The organism is Arachidicoccus ginsenosidivorans (assembly GCF_007971385.1).
Classification (GTDB): domain Bacteria; phylum Bacteroidota; class Bacteroidia; order Chitinophagales; family Chitinophagaceae; genus Arachidicoccus; species Arachidicoccus ginsenosidivorans.
In genome coordinates, this window is the sequence record NZ_CP042434.1 from 2476596 (window position 1) to 2499389 (window position 22794).

General features: G+C 41.2%; 19 protein-coding genes. 7 read left to right on the forward strand and 12 right to left on the reverse strand.

All coding sequences use genetic code 11. From position 1 onward, the window contains the following. Nucleotides 1-111 precede the first annotated feature (111 nt). A complete protein-coding gene (locus FSB73_RS09890; protein ID WP_146781427.1) occupies nt 112-1611 on the forward strand; it encodes a malate:quinone oxidoreductase in 1500 nt (499 codons plus the stop codon). Between the two features lie 748 nt (nt 1612-2359). Here the strand turns inward: FSB73_RS09890 and FSB73_RS09895 are convergent. The 4 genes from FSB73_RS09895 to FSB73_RS09910 form a co-directional block, all read right to left on the reverse strand. Then, nucleotides 2360-2803, reverse strand: coding sequence for a hypothetical protein (locus FSB73_RS09895; RefSeq protein ID WP_146781429.1), 444 nt, complete (start codon nt 2801-2803; stop codon nt 2360-2362). A 9-nt stretch (nt 2804-2812) separates the two neighbouring features. Beyond that, nucleotides 2813-3280, reverse strand: a complete 468-nt coding sequence (locus FSB73_RS09900) for a helix-turn-helix domain-containing protein (protein WP_146781430.1) — start codon at nt 3278-3280, stop codon at nt 2813-2815. Nucleotides 3281-3282: 2 nt separating this feature from the next. After that, the gene (locus FSB73_RS09905) at nt 3283-3912 is read right to left on the reverse strand and encodes a hypothetical protein (protein ID WP_146781432.1); all 630 of its coding nucleotides are present in this window, start codon (nt 3910-3912) and stop codon (nt 3283-3285) included. Between the two features lie 304 nt (nt 3913-4216). Beyond that, nucleotides 4217-4912, reverse strand: coding sequence for a hypothetical protein (locus FSB73_RS09910; protein ID WP_146781434.1), 696 nt, complete (start codon nt 4910-4912; stop codon nt 4217-4219). A gap of 395 nt (nt 4913-5307) precedes the next feature. On the opposite strand from FSB73_RS09910, the gene FSB73_RS09915 reads away from it, so the two are divergent. The 3 genes from FSB73_RS09915 to FSB73_RS09925 all read left to right on the forward strand — a co-directional run bounded on the left by FSB73_RS09915 (nt 5308) and on the right by FSB73_RS09925 (nt 7639). Next, a complete protein-coding gene (locus FSB73_RS09915; protein ID WP_146781436.1) occupies nt 5308-6057 on the forward strand; it encodes a PPK2 family polyphosphate kinase in 750 nt (249 codons plus the stop codon). A gap of 86 nt (nt 6058-6143) precedes the next feature. After that, nucleotides 6144-6575 carry a large conductance mechanosensitive channel protein MscL gene (mscL, locus tag FSB73_RS09920; RefSeq protein WP_146781437.1) on the forward strand — a complete coding sequence of 144 codons (432 nt, stop codon included), beginning with the start codon at nt 6144-6146 and terminating at the stop codon, nt 6573-6575. A gap of 155 nt (nt 6576-6730) precedes the next feature. Continuing rightward, nucleotides 6731-7639, forward strand: a complete 909-nt coding sequence (locus tag FSB73_RS09925; protein ID WP_146781439.1) for a segregation and condensation protein A — start codon at nt 6731-6733, stop codon at nt 7637-7639. Between the two features lie 66 nt (nt 7640-7705). Here the strand turns inward: FSB73_RS09925 and FSB73_RS09930 are convergent, their stop codons facing one another. The 5 genes from FSB73_RS09930 to FSB73_RS09950 form a co-directional block, all read right to left on the reverse strand. After that, on the reverse strand, nt 7706-8371 hold the full coding sequence (locus tag FSB73_RS09930) for a peptidylprolyl isomerase (RefSeq protein ID WP_146781441.1): 666 nt from the start codon (nt 8369-8371) through the stop codon (nt 7706-7708). 133 nt (nt 8372-8504) lie between these two features. Continuing rightward, nucleotides 8505-9968: an efflux transporter outer membrane subunit gene (locus tag FSB73_RS09935; protein WP_146781444.1), complete on the reverse strand. Its 1464-nt coding sequence runs from the start codon at nt 9966-9968 to the stop codon at nt 8505-8507. Continuing rightward, on the reverse strand, nt 9955-13146 hold the full coding sequence (locus FSB73_RS09940; RefSeq protein WP_146781447.1) for an efflux RND transporter permease subunit: 3192 nt from the start codon (nt 13144-13146) through the stop codon (nt 9955-9957). Before FSB73_RS09940 ends, FSB73_RS09935 begins: the two co-directional genes overlap by 14 nt. A gap of 92 nt (nt 13147-13238) precedes the next feature. Next, nucleotides 13239-14525: an efflux RND transporter periplasmic adaptor subunit gene (locus FSB73_RS09945; protein ID WP_146781449.1), complete on the reverse strand. Its 1287-nt coding sequence runs from the start codon at nt 14523-14525 to the stop codon at nt 13239-13241. 213 nt (nt 14526-14738) lie between these two features. Continuing rightward, on the reverse strand, nt 14739-16322 hold the full coding sequence (locus tag FSB73_RS09950; protein WP_146781452.1) for a DUF4836 family protein: 1584 nt from the start codon (nt 16320-16322) through the stop codon (nt 14739-14741). Between the two features lie 255 nt (nt 16323-16577). Here FSB73_RS09950 and lpxA point away from each other — a divergent pair, with 255 nt between their 5' ends. Beyond that, the gene (lpxA, locus tag FSB73_RS09955; protein ID WP_146781454.1) at nt 16578-17375 is read left to right on the forward strand and encodes an acyl-ACP--UDP-N-acetylglucosamine O-acyltransferase; all 798 of its coding nucleotides are present in this window, start codon (nt 16578-16580) and stop codon (nt 17373-17375) included. 15 nt (nt 17376-17390) lie between these two features. Continuing rightward, entirely contained in the window at nt 17391-18089 is a 699-nt protein-coding gene (locus FSB73_RS09960; RefSeq protein WP_146781457.1) for an ABC transporter ATP-binding protein, read from the forward strand. A gap of 38 nt (nt 18090-18127) precedes the next feature. Here FSB73_RS09960 and FSB73_RS09965 read toward each other — a convergent pair whose 3' ends face one another. The 3 genes from FSB73_RS09965 to FSB73_RS09975 are packed head-to-tail and all read right to left on the reverse strand — an operon-like array spanning nt 18128 to nt 20498. Beyond that, the gene (locus FSB73_RS09965) at nt 18128-18625 is read right to left on the reverse strand and encodes a GAF domain-containing protein (RefSeq protein WP_146781459.1); all 498 of its coding nucleotides are present in this window, start codon (nt 18623-18625) and stop codon (nt 18128-18130) included. A gap of 42 nt (nt 18626-18667) precedes the next feature. Beyond that, entirely contained in the window at nt 18668-19393 is a 726-nt protein-coding gene (locus FSB73_RS09970) for a LytR/AlgR family response regulator transcription factor (protein ID WP_225974680.1), read from the reverse strand. Nucleotides 19394-19448: 55 nt separating this feature from the next. After that, nucleotides 19449-20498 carry a sensor histidine kinase gene (locus FSB73_RS09975; RefSeq protein ID WP_146781461.1) on the reverse strand — a complete coding sequence of 350 codons (1050 nt, stop codon included), beginning with the start codon at nt 20496-20498 and terminating at the stop codon, nt 19449-19451. A 316-nt stretch (nt 20499-20814) separates the two neighbouring features. On the opposite strand from FSB73_RS09975, the gene dxs reads away from it, so the two are divergent. Next, entirely contained in the window at nt 20815-22794 is a 1980-nt protein-coding gene (gene dxs, locus FSB73_RS09980; protein ID WP_146781463.1) for a 1-deoxy-D-xylulose-5-phosphate synthase, read from the forward strand.

Consider the following 22794-nt stretch of genomic DNA (forward strand, 5'->3'; position numbering starts at 1 on the left):
GATTTGAAGGTTTTAAGTCAGAATTGAGCCAAAATTTTTATTTATTTTTTGTACGTGCTATTTGCATTGTAAATTTGTAACCATCCTGCGATAATATAGAAAAATTTTATAATGAATAGTAATAGTAATCCGGATATTATATTGATTGGCGCAGGCATTATGAGTGCCACATTAGGCACAATGCTCAATCAGCTGATGCCAGGTGCGACCATCGAAATCTATGAACGCCTTGATCAGATTGCTCAGGAAAGTTCTGATGCCTGGAATAATGCCGGTACAGGACACTCCGCTCTATGTGAGCTTAATTACACTCCGGAACTACCTGATGGAACCATTGATGCTACCAAAGCGCTAAGAGTCGCAGAACAGTTTGAGTTGTCTAAACAATATTGGGCTTATTTATCCGAATCCCAATTGCTTAAAGATCCTAAAGGCTTCATTTCTCCCATACCTCATATGAGTTTTGTATGGGGAGCTGACAATGTGAATTTTTTAAAAAAGCGTTATGATAAGCTGCAGACTTATAATTTATTTAAAGGCATGCAGTTTTCCGATCAGCAAGGACAGCTAAAGGAGTGGATTCCTTTAATAATGCAAGACAGGGATCCGAACCAACCAGTAGCTGCGACTAAAATGGACATAGGGACAGATGTAAATTTTGGCGCACTCGCAAGACAAATGATTGAATATCTGCGCCATACAGCTGGCGTTAAGGTGTTTACTGGCAAGGAAGTGACTAACCTTAAAAAGAGGTCCGATGGCAGCTGGAAATTAAAAATCAAGGATTTAGCCACCGGAGATCGAAACACAGCCACAGCTAAATTTGTATTTATAGGGGCTGGTGGAGGCGCGCTGCCCTTACTTGAAAAATCAAAAATTCCTGAAGGAAAGGGATTCGGAGGTTTCCCGGCAAGCGGTCAGTGGCTGCGGTGCACTAATCCTGATATTATCAAACAGCATCAGGCAAAAGTATATGGTAAGCCAGCCGTTGGGGCTCCACCTATGAGCGACCCGCATTTGGATACCCGTATGATTAATGGGGAAAGGGCATTACTATTTGGACCATTCGCAGGATTTTCCTCCAAATTTTTGAAAAATGGCTCTTATTGGGATCTGCCTCTGTCTATTAAATGGAGCAATATGTGGCCAATGATTAAAGTGGGGTTGACCAATTTTGCCTTGCTGAAATACTTGATTCAGCAGATTAAACAATCTCCTGCAGATAGGGTAAATGCGCTCAGGAAATTTTATATTAATGCAGATGGCAAAGACTGGGAACTGGAAATTGCCGGGCAAAGGGTACAGGTGATCAAAAAGGATCCAAAGAAAGGGGGCATTTTGCAATTTGGAACTGAAGTGGTTACTAGTGCAGATGGCTCTATTTCTGCCTTATTAGGAGCTTCTCCCGGAGCCTCCACATCCGTACCAATTATGTTGGAGTTGATTCAACGTTGTTTTCCTAAGGAATTTCAATCTGAAGCCTGGCAAAGTAAATTAAAACAGATGGTGCCTACTTTTGGTCAGTCTTTAGAAAAGCATCCTGATCTATGTCAACAAATGCGAAGCTGGACGGCTGAAGCACTTAAGTTGAATCGAAATATCGCTGAATAATAAGCAATTTAAGACGATTGGATTATTTATTTGTCTAATTGGGATATATATTGACAAGTGCCTAAATCCATATACAAATGCAGCATGCGACAGCGGTGCTGCATTTGTATATGGGCAACATTGTGGAGATTGATTGATAAGCTAAAAATAGGAGCGTTTGTATATTACATTACTTGTGGTACCTGAGGAAAATGATTTCTGAATGATCCATACTGTAATTCAAAAGATACATTATCTATTACATACAATAAACAGTGGTGTGGTATTGGTATAGTTGCAGGCTGTTTTAAAAAAGTATTGTGCTCAACAACTTGAGTAAAATCGCATGAATGAAGGCCATAATCCTATATTTATTCGGCTACCTATTTTTAGGCCTTTGATTTCTGATTATTTCAAGTATATCAAAGCTCTCTCTAACAAAAGTTCTCAAAATTAAAAACTTCTAGTGCATTTTAAATAATTGTAATCTTGTAGTTATTTATCTCTATTTTTAATATTGCAACCAATGTCAAGAAATAAAATCTTATCCCATTTTTCATCTTTGGTGTAAATTTTTCTGGCTGCTTTTATGAGTACACTTACAACCTCAGCTTCAGGAAAATTATTGACCTATTAGCAGTTGTAATATGGGGCTAAGCGGTCGCGTTTTATCGGCAGGCGGCAGTGTTTTTAAAAGGTATTAAAGCCGAATTTTCTAGTGCTAGGTTAAGTGTTATTGGAGGTATAATAAGGTCTAATCTAAGGCTAACTAAATTGCTATTTTAATATGTGCTTCTTTAATAATAGCAGTTACACTCAATAGTTGCATTGGGAACTTTTCAAATTTTGTGCCTTTTGTTTTTTCGTACAGGACTCCTCTTGTAGTACTATAAACAATAGCCCCCAAATGTGTTGCGAAGCCATTAGGTATTAAAAGAAATTTTCCTTCCGAAGTTGCTTGGAGGGTGTTCCACGAATCCTCTTCAATGCCAAAATTGCACACTATTTGAATATGAATAAAAGGCCTATCAACAGCTGATAAGGTATAAGTGCAACTACAAGCGATCAACTTATTTGTTTTATCAGCTCCAAAGCCAAAAGCTACCGTTTGATTGATTTCATTATTATCAATATCAATGTCGAGAAATGTAGAAAACTGTTCTTCTCGAATATTCACCAGATTGAACTTTGCTACGAACTCCGTATTAGTCATAACTAATAATTAAGATATACTTTTAGTAAGGATTTGCGATCCCGATTGACTTCTTTCATCACCAATCCAACTTACAATTGGAACAATTTTAGCCAATTGATGCGGCAATTTATATGGAAGTATTTCGCTAACAGCATTATTGGTTGCTTTAACTGGTGACCTTTTAACCTGGATTTCAATCAAAGCTACATCCAAAGCATCTTCTATCTTTTCTACAGTTTCAAGCGTAAAATTCACTTCACCTTTCATCCAATTATTAATGGCCTGCGGTGTAATGCCCAACATTGTTGCGAAATCCTTTTTACTCAGATTTCGTGCCCTCAATTCCCGTAAAATTCGAATAACTATTTTTTGAGAATAGTTGCGCCTACTCCTATTGACCGCTCTTTTTTCTAACTCACTTAGCCAATCGCTAGTTTGAATAGGTCCGACGATCTCTTCTAATCTTTTTATATTATTTATTATAGGTTTGCTCATCTTTATAATATTTCTACTTCTAACAGGTCTAGGTCTCCGTCTTCAATTGATCTAAATCCTTGATTCTTTAAATAATTACTCACTTCTTTTAATTTATGAAGTTCCAATTCAGTATGGGGCCTGTCTTGCATAGCCTGAGTCAATTTAATACAACCACCAGTTATTAAATACTGATTTTCCCCCAATCTGATAGCATACATTCTTAACCACGAACTTCCATTTTCAATACCGTATGCCTTAGATTGGGTACACAACTGATTATTGAACGAAACATTTCTATGTAATGGTTTAAATATAGTGTTGTCAAATTGTCCAGAATTACCAGCGTTTTTTAGTCGGACTATAAAAGCCTTCATCTGATTGATCGTTTTAATGATCGCATTTTCAACGTCAGAATTCCAGCTTTCCAAGTCAGATTTATACTTTTCAAAAAAATCTTCCAAATATTGAATGTCTTGCCATTTTGCTAATACCTCTGCAACAATATGTTTTCCTTTTGTTGGGTTATACCTTACCGCAAGTATTTCCGTGGGCTCAACAATTCTTTCAATAGCAAATATAGAAACTTTTTTCATTAAAAATAAATCTAAAGGTTTATTTTTTATTGCGACAAATGTAATAAGTTTCTCCAAACAACACTAAAATTATTGTCATTTAAAAGCAAAAAAGTAAATATATTGCTTTTCTTTTAACAATATATTTGCAACAAAGGTTCGGCAGGAAAATCAGGCTGCCATATCCCCCATTTTCCAGACATTTGTTGTAGATCTTTATTATTTTTCTGCAACTCTTACGTCTCAACTTTCCTACGAATCCTTTTGGCCAATAGGGAAGTGATTATTTAATTCCATGGGTATTGCATGCAAGATGCGGCTCAGTCAATACGCGTTGGTTTGGGCGTTTAAAGCGGGTAAAGATATTATTTTATATAACTTTTTAAGCTATAGTGATCTCAGAATCATCAAAGCAATGTACTTTATAAATGTCTCCCAGTATTTCTATGCTGACGAAAAAGTCCGGAAGGTCATATGTGGCTATGATTTCGTAGGAGTCCTTACTTATTTTGAAAATTTCTAATTGTGTAATGACTAGTAGTATGTTATTATTTACTTTAAGTTCGACAAAAGATGTATTTAGCTTTGGTGCTAATACTATTGCGTCGTCCTGAAAGTTGACAATTGCGAAATTTTTGTCGATACCAACAGCGCAGGTATGTCCGTCTAACCATTTTATAGTTGGAGTATTTCGATCCGTTACCCATCCAAATTTATAGGTATTTGATCCTTGTTGAATAGCACCAAAATGTGCATCACGCTCTTTATCCTCGAATAATACGGACGCATTGGAGGCGCTATATTGTTGCGCTGAAAGAGGCTGTAGACCGGTATCCTTAATAGCGGCTGTTAAATTTTCATTTTGAGCATATTTTGCTAATTTTTTATCATCGAAATATTTGGAAGCGGGGGAAATTTCAAGACCGGTTAAATGACCGTTTTCGGAAAATAATAAGCCAATTTCTGATTGAAGTTCTGCCGGGAAGGTTTTATCCAGGACTCCGGGCACCGGTTGAAGAGTGAGTTCAGTAAAATTTATAAATAATTGGTCATTCTTGCTATCGTATTGAAAATCCATAAAAAGTATTTTAGATTATGTTGCTGGTAAAGATAAGATTCAAATGGTAATTTTCCCAGTGTTTGATGATTTGTTGTTTTAGAAAAGGCGAGATACGAATAGGCTTATAAATGGTTAATTACCAGGGTACTGTTGAGAATATCTTTGCTTGCTGAGATGTTTTGCAAGACGCTGTTAAACATAAATGTATAAAATGGCTTATTTTATTTTTATTTTAAATTTCTTTAAATTCGAAATATTTTTAGGGACAAAGCGCACATTATTACGACTATTTGAAACGTGAAATGCGATTCCGGCGATTCGTTTAACATATGGCAACATTTTTGACCCTTACATTTGATTAATAGGCAATAAAATAGCGCGAAATTTATTTACATATGCTAATAATATAAATCATGGCAAAACTCAATCTGGATAAAATATCTGCAAATCCTCCAAAAGATGCGGATAAAGATGACCTAAAGGATAAAACTAAAGAGTATCAAAAATCCATAGATGAATGGCAAAACAAGTTGTATGCAGAGCATAAGCATGCCATTTTAATTGTATTTCAGGGCATGGACGCTTCGGGTAAGGATGGAGCGGTCCGCAGTGTCTTTAGTGAAGTTAACCCACAGGGAATTAGTGTCCATTCTTTTAAAGTACCTACAAAAGAAGAAGCGGATCATGACTTTCTGTGGCGGATTCATAAACAGACGCCGGAGAAAGGCATGATCAAGATCTTTAACCGCTCACATTATGAGGACATTCTGGTTACCAGAGTGCACAAGCTAATTAATGATAAAACCGCAAAAGATCGAATGCATGCCATTAATGATTTTGAGCGGCTACTTACCCAAAATAACACGCATATACTTAAATTCTACCTGCATATTACCCCTGAAGAGCAGGCGGAACGCCTGGCGGAGAGAATGCAGATCAAACGCAAGATGTGGAAATACAATCCCGGTGATGCGGTAGAGGCTAAAAGCTGGAAAGCCTATAGAAAATGCTACGAAGACTGTTTTGAACATTGTAATGAAGTTCCCTGGACCATTGTTCCTTCCAACAAAAACTGGTATAAGGAGTATATTGTGGCAAAAGCAGTACATGATTTGCTCAAAAAGATCAATCCTAAATATCCGACGCTCCAAAAGGAGTCCTGATTTTCAATAATTAAAGTAATAGGAAACTTTGTACTATATTTGAAAGGCTATATTAATCTATTTAAAAACGACTAAAATTTAAAAACATGGGATTCGTAAAAGACTTTAAAGAATTTGCCGTCAAAGGCAATGCCATTGATCTGGCCGTTGGTGTGATCATTGGCGGTGCATTTGGTAAGATTGTCACCAGTATTATTGATGATTTAGTTATGCCAATTGTATCCAAAATCATCGGACAACCGGATTTTAGCAATCTCTGGGTGGATTTGAACCATAAGGCGGCGGCTGGTCTTGCACTGGCAGATGCCAAGAAGGTCGATGGAGCGGCGATTTTTGCCTATGGTAACTTTATCACGGTTGCAATCAATTTCTTGCTCCTGGCATTTGTAATATTCTTAATGGTAAAATCAATTATGAAACTAAAACGCAAAGAAGAAGCGGCTCCTGCTGCGCCAGAAGCTCCTTCCAAAGAAGAAGTGCTTTTACAGGAGATCAGGGACGCTATTCGCGCCAAATAGTCTTCTGATATTTTTTATTGATTCCCTGAGTATTTTCTTAATTTTACCTCCCTGGGTGGGGGTTGATAATGGATATAACTATTGATTATCAACCCCTTCCATGGGAAGGTTTAGGTATTTTTTATTATAAAAACAGTTATTAATCCGGGTTTATTTTGAAACCATCTATTTATCAAATCAAATTACCGCAATTCGAGGGGCCTTTTGACCTCTTGCTTTTCTTTATTGAAAGGGATGAACTGGATATTTATAATATACCTATTACACAGATTACCAAAGACTTTCTGGAATATTTACATCATCAGCGGAGCCTCAACATTGAATTAAGCAGCGAGTTTATTCTTTTTATCTCCACCCTTATGCGGATTAAGGCAAAAATGCTACTCCCCAGAAAGGAACTGGATGAAAAAGGCAATGAAATTGACCCGCGTCAAGAACTGGTAGATAAGATTTTAGAGTATAAACGCTTTAAAGAAGCCGCTATTGAACTTGCTGAAAAAGAAACCTTGCGTCAGCTGATGCAAAAAAGAGGCAACCTAATAGCTGAACTCAGTAAAATTGGCGAAGACGCAGCTGAAGGGACCGAAATTCAAAACATTAACCTGTTTAAAATTATGAAGACCTTTGAGAAGGTCATGCAACGGGTTATTGACCGCAATCACAAACCGGTCCATACGGTGGTACATTATAACTGGACGATGGAAGGTAGTAGGGAATATATCCTGACCACTGTCAAAAAGTCTCATTCCATGTCGTTTGAATCGATCTTCAATGTATGCGAAGACCGGATCCATGCCTTATTTTTATTTTTGTCCTTATTGGAGCTTTCTCAGATGCGCTTTATGACTTTGCAGGTGGGTGAAGGCAAAAACAACTTCATTGTCGAGTGGAATGATAATAGGGATGAAGAACTTGCCATAAGTCCTATCCCGGAAAATACACTTTCTGAGGACGATCCGAATAGCGTAGCCGGTGCTGCTAAAGGAGAAGCGGGAAGTATCAAAAGTGCCATTGATGAGGCAGATGCGATTTTTCCAGATCAGCCACCGCCATCAGCAAATTAATAATAGCTGTTACAGCTGCTGCTATGTACAGAACTGGAAGACAAACGACCGGTTCCTATCTTTTGCTTAAAACCAAATTCCCAGTATTTTCTTACGGATTCTTATTTTTTTGATGCGCTGATCTCGGTTAGGTCGGTCATTTTTATCTCGTTTTGCATGAACGATTTTATCCGCTACGGCCATACCTTTTAAGACCTGGCCATAGACCGTATAATTCTGATCCAGGTGAGGAGCGCCTCCGATAGATTTATAAACAGCTCTATGATCGGCAGGTATTGCATGGCCAGATCTTTTGGCTGCTTTATCCAAGTCAGCGTCTGTAAATTTCTTTCCTGTTACAATATAAAACTGGCAGCCGGAAGAGGCTTTAGCTGGATTGTCGTCTCTGGCCGCTGCCAAGGCTCCCCGCTGATGAAAATACCCCGGCCGAAATTCAGCAGGGATGGTATAACCTACATCGCCATTGCCTAACTCCACACCGGGCTTCGCATGTTTAGAGTCCGGATCGCCCCCCTGAATCATAAATCCGGGTATGACCCGGTGAAACAACACCCCATCATAAAAATGGCTACGTGCCAGTTTAATAAAATTATCGCGGTGTTTGGGGGTGCCATCAAAAAGTTCAATAATAATTTTCCCGCTATCGGTTTTCATGACCGCCCGGTATTTTTGACTATGCGCTGCAAAGCCAAATAACAGTATAAAAATGAGGGGATATAATCGTTTATTCATCTCAAGAGGTAAATTTAGAGAATTTTAATAATAAGCTTATTACCGTACTATGCTGCGCTAAGATAGCAAAAAAAAGCCCTAAGCGATGATGATAATCGCTTAGGACTTTTTTGGGGGATTCGCTTACAGTTATTTATTTCCAACCACCACCCAGTGCTCGGTAAAGCTGGATTCTGGCGCTCATCAAATCTGCTTTGAGCGATGCTAGATGTAATTCAGTATCCAGTTCATTACTTTGAGCAGTAATGACTTCCAGATAAGTAGCAAAGCCAGCTGTAAAGAGCATAGCGGCGCTGTGTACGGCCTTTTGAGAAACGGCTACCTGCTGCTTTGCAATAGAGAGTTGTTCACTGAGTTGACGGACTGCCACCAGTGCATTTCTGACTTCAGTAATGCCGCTATAAACCGCTTTCTGGAAGGCTATTTCAGATTGATCTCTTTTCAGCTTAGCAACTTCATATTCCGTCTTCAGTTTTCTTTTATGGAAGACTGGTTGGGTTAATCCCCCAAAAAAACCTCCGAGCAAGGCGCCTGGAATATTAAACCAGTTTTTAGGTAACATGGCATCCATCCCTCCCTCAAAGGTAATCGTCAGATTGGGGAACCTGTTTGCCTGGTGGACGCCAACGGAGGCGTTGGCAGCCATCAGGTCATATTCTGCTGACAGCACATCTGGTCTGTTTTGTACATAATAAAGCGGGATCTCTCTATACAGGGAGTCGGCCGGGATTTCTGAAAGGGCACTGCGATGTCCTACATTCAGGCTGATATTGCCGGTCAGCATTTTAAGGGCATTCTCCTGGACGGCTATTTCTTTTTTTAGCTGGGGTATCAGTGCCTGTGCTTCCAATACCTGATTTTTAGTCTGCTGCACCGCTAATGCAGTCACTTCGGCAGATTTGTACTGCAATTCCACCATTTTAAGGGTATTGCTACGCAAATGATAGTTACGGGTAGCGACCTGCAACTGCTCATCGAGCATGATCAGGTTATAATAGGCGTCGGCTACATCCGCTACCAGGGCTGTTTGTACCGCTTTTTTTGCCTCAAAGGTTTCCAGATAATGCGATCTTGCCTCCTCTTTTTCCCTTTTAATCTTGCCCCAGATATCAATTTCCCAATCTACAGCAACGGTATTGGCAAAATGAGACTGATAAAGGTATAAGTCTTTGGGCGCCGTTTTGCCTTGCCGGTCATACCAACCGCTGGACGGGCTGGAATAATAATCATGGGATCTGAACTCTCTGGTGACATTGAGTAGGTTCAGGTCAATATCAGGCGCATAAAGGGATTTGGATTGTTTATAGAGTTGATCGGTGATCTGAATGTTTTTAATCGCGTCCCTTAAATCCAGGTTATTGGCAACGGCGCTATCCAAAATATTGAGTAGCGTAGAATCCTTAAAATAATCTTTCCAGGAAGGAATTGCCTCAAAAGAGCGCTCTACCAAAGAGTCTGGTAATTTATAAGCGTTCGGCATTTTAAAATCCGGCCTTTTATAATCCTCCGTTACCTTACAAGCCTGCATAAGCAGGGTGCTCGTAAGTATTAAGAGTACCGCTATGACGATATTTTTGCTATTATTAATCTTCAACATGCTGGAATTTTAATTTTAATTTTTCATCTAGGGTTCTGAAGATGATAAATAACACAGGAATAATAAAGATACCCAGCAAGACGCCCATGATCATGCCACCGGCTGCCCCATAACTGATGGAGTGATTACCCTGCGCAGAAGGTCCTTGAGTCCACATCAGTGGCACCAGTCCGGCGACAAAGGCCAGAGAGGTCATTAAAATTGGCCGTAGCCTTAGCGTAGCTCCCTGGATGGCCGCGTCAAAAATACTCAGTCCGGCCCTTCTTCTTTGCATGGAATATTCGACCATCAAAATTGCATTTTTAGCCAAGAGCCCAATAAGCATAATGAGTCCGAGCTGAACATATATATTATTTTGCAACCCAACCAGCTTCACCGCGCCATATACACCAACAAGGCCTACTGGTATGGAAAGCAAAATCGCAAAAGGCATAATATAACTTTCATATTGCCCGGAAAGTAGGAAGTAAACAAAAAGGATACTTAAAAGTAATATAAATGCAGTCTGCCCAGAAGAGGACTTTTCATCCAAACTCATGCCGGTCCATTCCAGCTGATAGTTACCAGGAAGGTTATTTTTGGCGACCTGTTCCACTGCCTTCATGGCATCCCCCGTACTATATCCTTTGGCGGGTGTCGCATTAATAGAAATGCTGTTATAGAGATTATACCGGTTGACAACTTCAGGGCCTACATTCTTTTCTAATGTAATCAGGGTATTGGCGGGCACCATTTGTCCTTTGTCATTTTTAATATAAATGGATTTAAAGGATTCTGGTGTCTTTCTGTATTGGAAGTCAGATTGTACATAGACCCGGTATTGTCTGCCAAAACTGGTGAAGTCACTGGCCTGCGCTCTGCCAAAATAATCCCGAATGGTCGTCATCATTTCTTTCACGCTGACGCCCATGGCCTTTGCTTTCACGTAATTAATGTCCATTACATACTGTGGAAAGTTCGCCTGGAAGGGCGTACTGGCAGAGAGAATTTCAGGCCTTTTATTCAGCGCAGCAATAAAGGAGTCCGATACAAGCCCAAATTGCTGGAAGCTGCCACCTAGTTTATCTTCTAAAACCAGTTGCAGACCCGCGACATCCCCAAATCCCTGCACAGTTGGTCTTGGGAATACGGAGAAGGAGGCTTCATTGATCGTGGATAAATCCTTTCGGATCGTATCCATAAATTCATTGATATCTGTGATGCCCTTGCGTTCATTATGGGGATACATATTCAGATAGCCTACCGCATAGGCGCTACTAGTGGCCGCATCAATGGCATTATAACCAGCGATGCTAGTCATGGTCTTGATCTCTTTATGCCTTTTGAGTAACTTTTCGGCTTTATTTAAAACGTCTGTCGTACGGGCCAGGGTAGCACCAGGAGGCATTTTAATGGTGTAGGTAATAAATCCATCGTCCTCATTTGGGATAAAGGCCGTTGGGGTAGAACGCATGAGTAAAAATCCGATTAAAACCACCAGAATCAGTGCTGCAAAGGCAAAGGGCTTTTTCCCGATCAGCCATTTAACGGCCAGGATATATTTTTGGGTCAGCTTCTGCAAACCTTCATTAAAATAATCAAAAAACCGGAACACAAATGCCTTGGTTTTTGTCTTGCGATCCTGCTGTTCTCTTTGGCCTTTGGAAAGCCCGGCCAGTTTTTTTCTATGTTCGTGATTGGGTTTTTTAAGAATCAAGGCAGAGAGTGCCGGACTGAGAGTCAAGGCACAAAGTGCAGACAAAAGAATGGCCGTGGCCATCGTATAGGCAAACTGCCTATAAAATAAACCAGTCGGTCCTTCCATAAAACCAATGGGTAGAAATACAGCTGCCATCACCATGGTAATGGAGAGGATGGCTGGCGTGATTTCTTTCATGGTCGCAAGTGTCGCATTTTTGGCACTCAGGTTGGTTAGCTCCATCTTTTGGTGGATGGCCTCTACCACAACAATGGCATCATCCACCACAATACCAATGGCCAGTACCAGCGCAAACATGGTCAGAATATTGATGGAAAATCCATAAATCAATAGGAAAAACATGGTGCCGATCAGTGACACAGGTATCGCAATTGCCGGTATAAGGGTAGAGCGAAGATCCTGCAAGAAGATAAATACGATGATAAACACCAGGATAAAGGCCTCAAAAATGGTGTGCAAGACCTGCGTCAGGGACTCGTCCACCTGATCACGGACGCTATAAGTGATATCATAATGGATACCTTTAGGAAAATCCTTGGAAATATTTTCAAGAATCTTTCTGACTTGCATGTCAATCTCTCTGGCATTAGACCCACTAGTTTGCGTGATATTCAGGGTCAGGCCCGGATGCCCGTCCACCGTGTTATCGGCTCCTTCGTTGGAGGCGCCTAGTTCCACCCGAGCAATATCTTTTAAATATAAAATGGTACCATCCTCATTGGTGCGGATGACCAGGTTCTGAAAATCCTTTGGATTGCTGAACCTGCCTTTGTGCTTTAGAATAGTTTCAAAGGTCTCGTTGGAAGTCTCCCCAAATTTTCCGGAAGCAATTTCAAAGTTCTGATCCTTGATCGCTTTGATAACGTCCTGAGGCACCAGATTGTAGGCGGCTAGTTTGTCCGGTACCAACCACACACGCATGGAGTAGTCTCTGGCACCTACTCTTGATACTTCGGCCACCCCATCCACGCGAAGCAGCGCCCTGTTGATATTAATCTGGGAAAATGCCTGTAGAAATGTTTCATCATAGGCTCCTTGGGGATCTGTACTATACAGATTAATGGTCATGATGACCCCGCTCTGACGGGGCATCACCGTAATACCGGACTCATTAACTTCAGAGGGAATACGACTGGCCGCTTTGGAGATTCTGGTCTGAACATTGACCGAAGCTTGATCTGGATTCGTGCCGGCTTTAAAAAATACGTTGATCTTTCCAGAACCTGAATTACTGGCGGAGGACTGGATATAGGTCATGCCCTCCACACCGTTAATAGCCTCTTCGATGGGCAGGATGGCGCTTTCTGCAACTGTTTCTGCGTTGGCGCCTGGATAAGATAAAGAAACCACAACACTTGGCGGAGCGATTTCCGGAAACCTGGTAACTGGCAACTGTTTAATGCCCACAAGTCCGAGTAGCACCAGGAGCAAAGAAACAACTGTCGCTAATATGGGCCGATGTATAAAGGTTTTCAGCATAACAGAGGTATAAATAATTTATTGCACAGCGTGCACGTCAATTGCACGTAAATGGATGAATAAAAGCGTAGCTCAGCTTCATTTAAATCCACTTAATTGCTATCACGGCTGCTTTTAGGATTTATTAGAACCGCCGGATTACTCCCTGGATTTAAGGGAGCTGGATTGTTTGCATCTGCAGGGCTACCCAATGCCTGCGGGAAGACTGGATTGATCTTCATGCCTTCAGAGATCTTATCAAAGCCTTCTGTAATGATGACATCCCCTCTTTTCAGACCAGAAGAAATAATGTATTGATTGCCCGCTGTGCCGCCAATAGTGATTAGCTGGCGTACGGTTTTGCCACTGGTATCTAGTTTCATGACAAAGGTCTTATCCTGCAGGGTAAGGGTTGCTTCCTGAGGAATCAATATTTCTGAGGGCTTAGTCTCCGTCATATTCAATGTGCCTGTGTTACCGGCCCTTAAAATATTTTCTTCATTGGGGAAGGTCGCTCTAAGCGAAATAGCCCCAGTGTTGCGATTGACCTGCCCGGCAACCGCATCTACGACGCCCGCATGCGGATAGGAAGTGCCATCGGCCAGCGTCAGCGTGACAGAAGGTTTAAAAGAAGATAAATGACTGGTATCTGTCCCATTTAATGCTTGTCTTGCCTCCTCTTTTTTGGCCTTGGCAAAATGCAGAAAATCGGACTCACTCATGGAAAAATATACATATACCTCATGAACATCTGTCAGAACGGTAATGGGTTCTTTATCCTTACTGCTGACCAGATTCCCGATTCTTTTGGGGATTCTGCCTATATATCCGCTGACCGGTGCTTTGATCGTTGTGAAACTCATATTGATCTTTGCACTGGCCACAGCGGCTCTGGCCTGCGCCAAAGAAGCCTTTGCAATATCATAGTCAGACTCGGTTTTTTTGAGTCGAACCGGTGAGATCACTTCGTTTTCTACCAGCGGACGGATTCTTTCCAGTTCGATTCTTGCATTTTCAAGTTTTGCTTTCTCAACATTTTCATTCGCCTGGGCATTATTGAGCAACTCCTGATAGGATTGAGGATTAACTTTAAACAGCTCCTGGCCTTTTTGGACAAAATCTCCTTCATCCACATAAATCTGATCCAAAAGGCCTTCCACCTGCGGGCGGATCTCTACATTTACTTTTCCTTCAATTGTACCCAAAAATTCTTTGGTGATAAAGGCAGTGCCCGTATCCACTTTATATACGGGAAGGCTGATTTCTTTGACTTGTTCTTTGTCTGGGTGAGAATCAAAAATACCACAGCTGGTTATCAGCAGGGCTGAACATAAACAGGCGGTTAATAATTTCTTGTTTGCTCCTTTTAGGAAGAAGGCATGTCTTTTTTTACTTTGCATCAGGTTAATCTGCTATTTTTTCAAGAAGTAGGAATGGCATAAAATCAAAAGACAGGCCAAAAGCTTTATCTTTTCCCACTTTGATCGGTTTTTGCTTAATATGAGACCATTTTAGCTTAATCCTTGTCGTAATTTAACGAAAATGGGGCGTTTTTTTTAAAAAACGGCCCCATTCCTTAACTTAAAATTTTATCTAAATCGATATAATTGTAATTAATTATCTGAATCATCCAATCCTTTGGGTAAAGGCACAATAACAGAATCTGTTACCTCTGCTTGTTGCACACTGTTTTGTTTTCTGTTTTTGCTTATTTGCTGGAACAGGCTTACAAGAACAGGAAGACTATTTTGGTTTTTATCTTTTAAGCGGACAACCATTTTTGTACTGGCATGGTCCCCTTCAAGATTTGAGGTCGTGACATCGGCATCCTCCAGTGTTTGGATGGCCAGGTTAAGATCAGCCGAAGCAGATGATTGGTCTTTAGCGGCTATTTGGCTGAGTAATGTATTGATGTCCAGATAAAAAGCACAGGTTTTATCTGAAAAATCCAGGTTCTTTGGATAGACCATCTGTCCACTTCCGGAAATAAAGGCATCACTAATAGCTTTATCTGTGCTGACAACCAATGATTTGTCATCTGTATGGAAGGACCAGGCTTCATCGGCAGAAACGCCCTTGGGCACCCATTGTCCTGCTTTTTGTTCCACAATACCCATTTTTGCCAGTGCGCCCATTACCTTATCAAAACTGGATTTGTTTCCAATGGGTGCGGTGATGAGCATTTTAGGGGTGGAAGCTCCTACAGTGCCTCCGGCTACATCCTGAGCTGCAATGGCAAGCTGGCCGGTAAAGGCACTGGCCACATCATCCAGGGTAATGCCCAGATTTTTCATATATCCTTCAATCATGTTTGTGATGCCGGCATAGTCCAAAAAGCTGAACAGTTGCTTCAAATTGAGTGAAATCTGGAAAAGCCCGAGAGGTTTACCTGGAAAATGAGCAAGGACTGCTTTATCGATATCTTTAGAAGGATTCTTTTTAATCAGATCAACCACTGTTTTATTATAATAAAAATCCCCATCTGAAACAATCTGGCCTTTTTCAAAATTTATGGTAGCACCACCATAATTACCTTTCACCAGATCAGAGATTTTAGTCATAGACAGCATTGGAATACCAGTTGCGCCATCCTGACTGGAAGTATAGAGGTTGATATCGCCTTTTTTGCTCAGGAATTTTGCTGCATTTTTGTCATCAGCTGCGGAGGCGTCCTTTTTTAAGGAAAATAAAGTAGGCACCTTATCAACGATGTTATTACCTATATATAATACAACGATCTTATCATTCCATGCATAACAACTATTATTGTCAACACTTAACAAACTATAACCATCCTTTTTCTCAATAGTCTTACCCGGATTTATTGCGGTCAGTTGCTTTTCAAAGCCTGATTTATCTCCCAGTTCACCGATGGTACCCACCATGACGTCTTTACCCGTCATCACAGAGGATTTGTATTCAATATAGGTGAGTAACGGTTTTTTTAAATTTAAATAGGAAAGTAGCGTAAAAGCACTATCCTGCGTTTTAAAACTATTCGTCAGAGAGTCAATATTTATATTGCCGTCTTTGAGCTTATCATGCATCTGCATGATATTGAACGACATAATTACATTGGCTTCTTTAGGGACGTAGTTCAGACCAGGATTGGATGAAGTTGAGCAAGCGCTGAATATCAATGATATAAGCAAAATCAGCAGCGTGCCTTGAAACGGTTGAACGATTTTTTTCATCATAAATTGGGAATTTTTTAAAAAGGCTTAACAGCTTTGGGTGAAGTTTTTGTTTAATTGCGTAAACACATTCCTTACAAATGTAAATAGTTGTATTGAATAAAAGGCACTTAGGCAGCCTAAAAATGCAATTTCGTCAAAAATAAGCAGAGATTCGTATATTAAATTATTATTTTATCCTTAAGTATAATCTATTTATCTATTTTTGTGCCTGCAAAATTCAAACGTTTGATTATATCCGGGTTTTAAATTTATTCAATGATCCAACCGCATACCTATATTCACTCGGGCGCAAAACTGGCCCCGAACGTAAAAGTTGACCCATTTTCAGTCATCCATCCCGACGTCGTGATAGGAGAAGGAACATGGATCGGCAGTAACGTGACGATTATGGATGGTGCCCGTATCGGGAAAAACTGTCGTATTTTCCCGGGAGCAATTATCTCTGCGATCCCGCAGGATCTGAAATTTGAAGGGGAATCGACCACGGTTGAGATTGGAGACAATACGACGATCAGAGAGTTTGTGAGTATCAATCGCGGCACAGTGGATCGCCATAAGACCGTAATTGGCAGTAATTGTCTGATTATGGCCTATAGTCATATTGCCCATGATTGCATTATTGGTAATCATTGTATATTGAGCAATAACACCCAATTGGCCGGTCACGTTGTAATGGGTGATTGGGCTATTATTGCAGGCATGTCAGCAGTCCATCAGTTTTCAAAGATTGGTGCACATGCCTATATTGGCGGGGGCTCCCTGGTCAGCAAAGACGTTCCACCTTATATTAAAGCCATTCGTCAACCCTTAACTTATGGCGGGGTAAACAGCGTCGGATTGAAAAGAAGAGGCTATACCTTGGTACAGATCAATGAGATACTGGATATATACCGGGTTATTTATAATCAGGGATTGAATACCACTCAGGCACTGGAATATATTGAACAAGAGTTCAGGGCCAGTGACGAACGTGATGAAATCATCTCTTTTATCCGGGAAAGTGAGCGTGGTATAGTAAAACGGGGTACCAAAGGGGGTACTATTGAAGAGTAAGAGGAGTCGAGCCCTATGATGATAACCCTGGAAAATGCCGGCAAAAGATTTAACCGTGACTGGATTTTCAGATCACTAAACTATCAGTTTACCAGTGGCAAGGCTTACGCCATTACAGGAAACAACGGCAGCGGGAAAAGTACCTTATTACAGGCGATTGCCGGTGCCACAGAGTTGAGTGAAGGGACTATGGCCTGGACCGGACTTACTACTAAAGCAACTACAACTGCCACAAACCCGAACACTAATTTACCTGCTCAGAATCTACCTGATAAGGCAACCCCTCACGAACAGATCCATCGACATTTAAGCATTGTTGCCCCTTATTTGGAACTGATTGAAGAGATGACTGCCCGTGAGTTCCTGGATTTTCATAAAAGCTTTAAACCATTGCTGTCTGATTATTCGACCATACAGGTTTTGGAGGCAGTGGAGTTAAAAACAGCTATCAATAAACAAATCCGCTATTTTTCCAGTGGGATGAAACAGCGCATGAAACTAGCCCAGGGTTTATTTACAGATGTGCCGGTTGTCTTACTAGATGAACCCTGCACCAATATGGATAGTGCTGGTTTTGAACTGTATCAATCGCTGATCAGTCAATTTACCAGGCAGCGATTGGTTATTGTCAGCAGCAATGATTTGCAGGAATACGGATTTTGCACAGAGATAATCGATATACGCGATTATAAAAAAGGGGGTCTTAAAAGCTAAGTCCAGAAAGTAAAGTCCCAAAAGCAAAGTTTCATAAATTAAGCTTCCCCGGTTTCTATCATATTGGCTTCCAATACTTTTATTAATTTTTCCAATTGTTCCTGGTCTGTATTGTCAAAATGCGCCAGTTGTTCACTATCAATGTCGAGTACAGCAATGACCGCTCCCTTCCAATGAAGCGGGAGGACAATTTCTGACTGACTGGCACTGCTACAGGCGATATGACCAGGGAACTGATTCACGTCCGCTACGACAACCGTCTTGTCATCTGCCCAGCTGGTGCCACAAACGCCCCGGCTTTTTCTGATCCGGGTACAGGCAATAGGACCCTGAAAGGGACCAAGCACCAACTCATCCTTTCTGACAATATAAAAACCTACCCACCACCACTGAAACTGCGCTTTAAGGGCAGCACAGATATTGGCCATATTGGCAATCATATCGGGCTCACCTTCAATAATAGCGGCTATCTGGGGTAAAAGGCTTTTATATTTTTCGGTTTTCGTCCCTTGGCTAATAACGATGCTCTCTGACATAATGAATCCGTAAAAGGTTTTAGATGTCTGCAAAATTACAAGCTAAAGACTCATCATTTCCTTAAATTTTGCGGACTGGCGCCTGCTGACCTCTATTTTTTCTCCGTTTTTAAGTTCCAGCAGTAAGCCGCCGTTAAAATAAGGTTCTATCTTGGCAATCCATTTAAGATTGACAATATGTTTACGGTTGACCCGGAAGAAATGATGCTCATCCAGTCTTTCTTCCAATGCGTTAAGCGATTTTAAGATGAGCGGCTTATAGTTGTCAAAATAAACCTTGGCATAATTGCCCGCACTCTCAAATAGCCGCACATCCGCTAGTTTGACAAACCAGCATTTGTCGCCGTCCTTCACAAAAAACTGTTCATTTTCTGTTAGAACAGTTTTGTTGTCTTTTTGTATGGCCCCCTGGCTGACCTGCAGGGTCAGCTTTTGAATCGCTTCGGCCAACCTTTTACTGTCAATGGGTTTTAAGAGATAATCCAGTGCATTCACTTCAAAGGCCTTCAATGCATATTCATCAAAAGCAGTGGTGAAAATTACTTTAGGGGTACTCATCAGTTCTCCGAGCAGCTCAAAGCCATTTTTGCCTGGCATCTGAATATCTAAAAAGATCAGGTCAGGATTATGCTCATTAATCTTTTCAATAGCCTCCTTGCTGTTCTGGGCTTCATCCAGAATTTCAATTTCGGGATAGGATTGCAATAACTTTTTGAGTTCCGCCCTGGCGGGTCTTTCATCGTCTATGATAATTGCTTTGATCATCATGAGTCTTACATTTTAAGTGATGGTTAAGGTTAGGTTTATTACAAGAGCAGCCATTTTAAATACCGATTTCCTGCGCTGTTGCGGGGATTTTAATATCAACAACAACCGTCTGGTGATCAGACTCATTGATTGAAAAACTAGCCTGATCTCCGAATAACAATTGAAGCCGGTTACGGGTGCTTTTTATGCCAAAACTGTCATTTTTCACTGGATTTAATAATTTGCCGGTGTTTTCAATACGAAGATGCAGAAAATGATTTTCCACTTTGGAAGTGATTTCAATCATCCCACCTTCAATCTGATGACTAATGCCGTGTTTAATACTATTTTCTACCAAGGTCTGCAGCATCATAGGTGGCACCTGAAAATCATAAGTTGCCGGCGCGATCGACCAACGCACTTCCAGTCGCTCCTCAAATCTGATTTTCTCGAGCTCTAAATAAGATTGCACAATCTCTATTTCAGAGTCCAGTCTTGTGGTACTGATATTTTCCGCATGCATGCTACTGCGCAAAAGCTTGCTGAGCTCCGTGATGGCATACCTGGCCTGACGAGGATTCTCATCTACCAGGTAACGGATACTATTTAAAGCATTAAAAATAAAATGGGGATTGATATGCGCCTTAATGGTTTTAAGTTCCAGTTCTTTAACGACTGATTCCAGCCGGGCTTTATCCAGGATTTCTTTATTGCTTTTTACAACGTAATGATAGGCAAAATAGAGTAAGTTCCAGATGAAGATAATGGCAAAATTGCTTATCCAGGCAAGAAATAAAAGTGCTTCTTTGTGGACATTTTTGACAGGAGATTTTAACAGAATTTCAATGGCTTGATTGCATACAGAGACAACCAGTGATACGACAATGGCCGAGAGAAAGATAAAAAGAATCTGTCCTGTCAATTTCTTTTGGAGCACGCCCATGCGAATAATCATATAGCGCAGGACAGACGTAATAATAATGACTGAAATTACCTCCACTCCCCCCACAAACAAGAAATTGGGGATCACTTTTGGTGAAATGGTCAGGTATATAAAACTGATGACGACATAATAACATAGCCATCCCAGGATCTGTACCGGCCAAAATATGGGTATCTTCTTCATTACCCTTCAAAGTTACGTAAGTTAGCTGCGGATCATCTCGTTATTACACCAATGGTCAATAGACAGTACAAAAAGTCAGTTTTTCCTAAAGTAGCCGGGAAGAATCCATCTATTACAGCAATTTGCGGCCAGGAAGAAGTAAAATGCGCAAATTCAAGCGCTTTAACTTTTTGTTGGCGGTCTGTTTTTTGCGGTAAGTTTCCTAAAGGACGGTTGCTACTTTGCAATCAATACAAAAAAAGCAGATTTTAGCTTAAAATTGGTACTTTTACGGCTTGAATCTGTATTTCTGGAATAAGAATTAATGCATGAGCATATGCAAATTGAACCTGGCACTTTACTAAGGACCATAGATAGTCCAAAGGACCTTAAAAACCTGGATCCTGCACAGTTACATCAATTGTGCGAAGAACTCCGACAATATATTATTGACGTTGTAAGTGTGCATGGGGGGCATTTTGCGGCTAGTTTAGGCGTGGTTGAACTAACGGTGGCCTTGCATTATGTCTATAATACGCCTTACGACCAACTGGTCTGGGATGTAGGCCATCAGGCTTACGGCCATAAAATCCTGACCGGTCGACGGGATAATTTCTATACCAACCGTAAATACAAGGGATTAAGCGGGTTTCCTAAACGCAGCGAAAGCCCTTTTGATACATTTGGGGTAGGTCATTCTTCCACCTCCATATCTGCAGCCCTGGGCATGGCGATGGCAGCCAAATACAAGGGAGAAGACCGCAAATCTGTCGCCATTATCGGTGATGGGGCGCTTACGGCCGGTATTGCTTTTGAAGCCATGAACCACGCCGGGGTCAGCGACGCTGATATGCTGATCATTCTCAATGACAACAATATGAGTATCGACCCCAATGTGGGCGCACTCAAAGAATACCTGACGGATATCTCTGTCTCCAGAACATATAATAAATTTAAAGAGGATGTCTGGAAGGCGCTTGGGAAACTGCCTATAGGAAAAGGCTTTACCCGGACCATGGCCAGTAAGCTGGCCGACAGCTTAAAAGGTATGGTCAATAAGAGCTCTAATCTTTTTGAATCTTTTAAAATCCGTTATTTTGGTCCCATAGACGGTCACAACATAACCAATCTTGTGCAAACCTTACAGGAACTCAAGAAGATTCCCGGGCCCAAGATTCTGCATATCATCACTGTAAAAGGCAAGGGCTATGCCCCTGCTGAAAAAGAACAGACCAAGTGGCATGCACCAGGGCTGTTTGATAAGATTACCGGGGAGATCTACAAAAAGAAATTTGAAGTGGCACAGCCACCAAAATATCAGGATGTATTCGGCCATACACTGGTGGAGCTGGCAGAAAAAAATCCATTGATAATGGGCGTAACCCCTGCCATGCCAAGTGGGTGTTCCATGAAATTCATGATGGAAGCCATGCCGCAGAGGGCTTTTGATGTAGGGATTTGTGAGCAACATGCCGTAACAGTATCTGCCGGTATGGCCACACAAGGACTCAAGGTTTTCTGTAATATATACTCCTCCTTTATGCAAAGGGCCTTTGATCAGGTGGTGCATGATGTAGCGATTCAGAATCTACCGGTAATTTTCTGCCTGGACAGAGCTGGACTTGTTGGCGAAGATGGACCCACCCATCATGGCGCTTATGACATTGCTTATTTCCGGTGTATTCCCAATATGGTGCTGTCGGCTCCGATGAATGAACAAGAGCTGCGCAATCTGATGTATACTGCTCAACTAGACAAAACAGATTTTCCCATGGTCATCCGTTATCCAAGAGGCAACGGCGTGATGGCTGATTGGCAAAAACCAATGCAGGAAGTTGAGATCGGTAAAGGGCGCCGGTTAAAAACCGGTAAAGACCTGGCTATACTGACTTATGGTCATCCGGGCAATTTTGCCGCATCGGCCATCAGGGAAGTCGCTGGTGAAGGGATAGATGCTGCCCACTATGATATGCGTTTTTGCAAACCACTAGATGAAACGCTACTTCATGAGGTCTTCCAGCAGTATGATAAAATTATTACCGTAGAGGATGGTACCATTAAAGGTGGGTTTGGCAGTGCGATCCTGGAGTTTATGGCTGCCCATCATTATCAGGCCACTGTTGAGATTATGGGTATTCCGGACAGGATTGTGGAGCATGGTACACCAAAAGAACTTATTGCAGAGTCAGGCTATGACGCACCGGCCATCAGTCAAAAGATCCGCCAAATGATGATGGAGGATAAGTCGACATCAACTACCCTGCATTCGGAATATACCATTAAAAATAACAACGCTTCCTCCACAAAGAGACCGTAG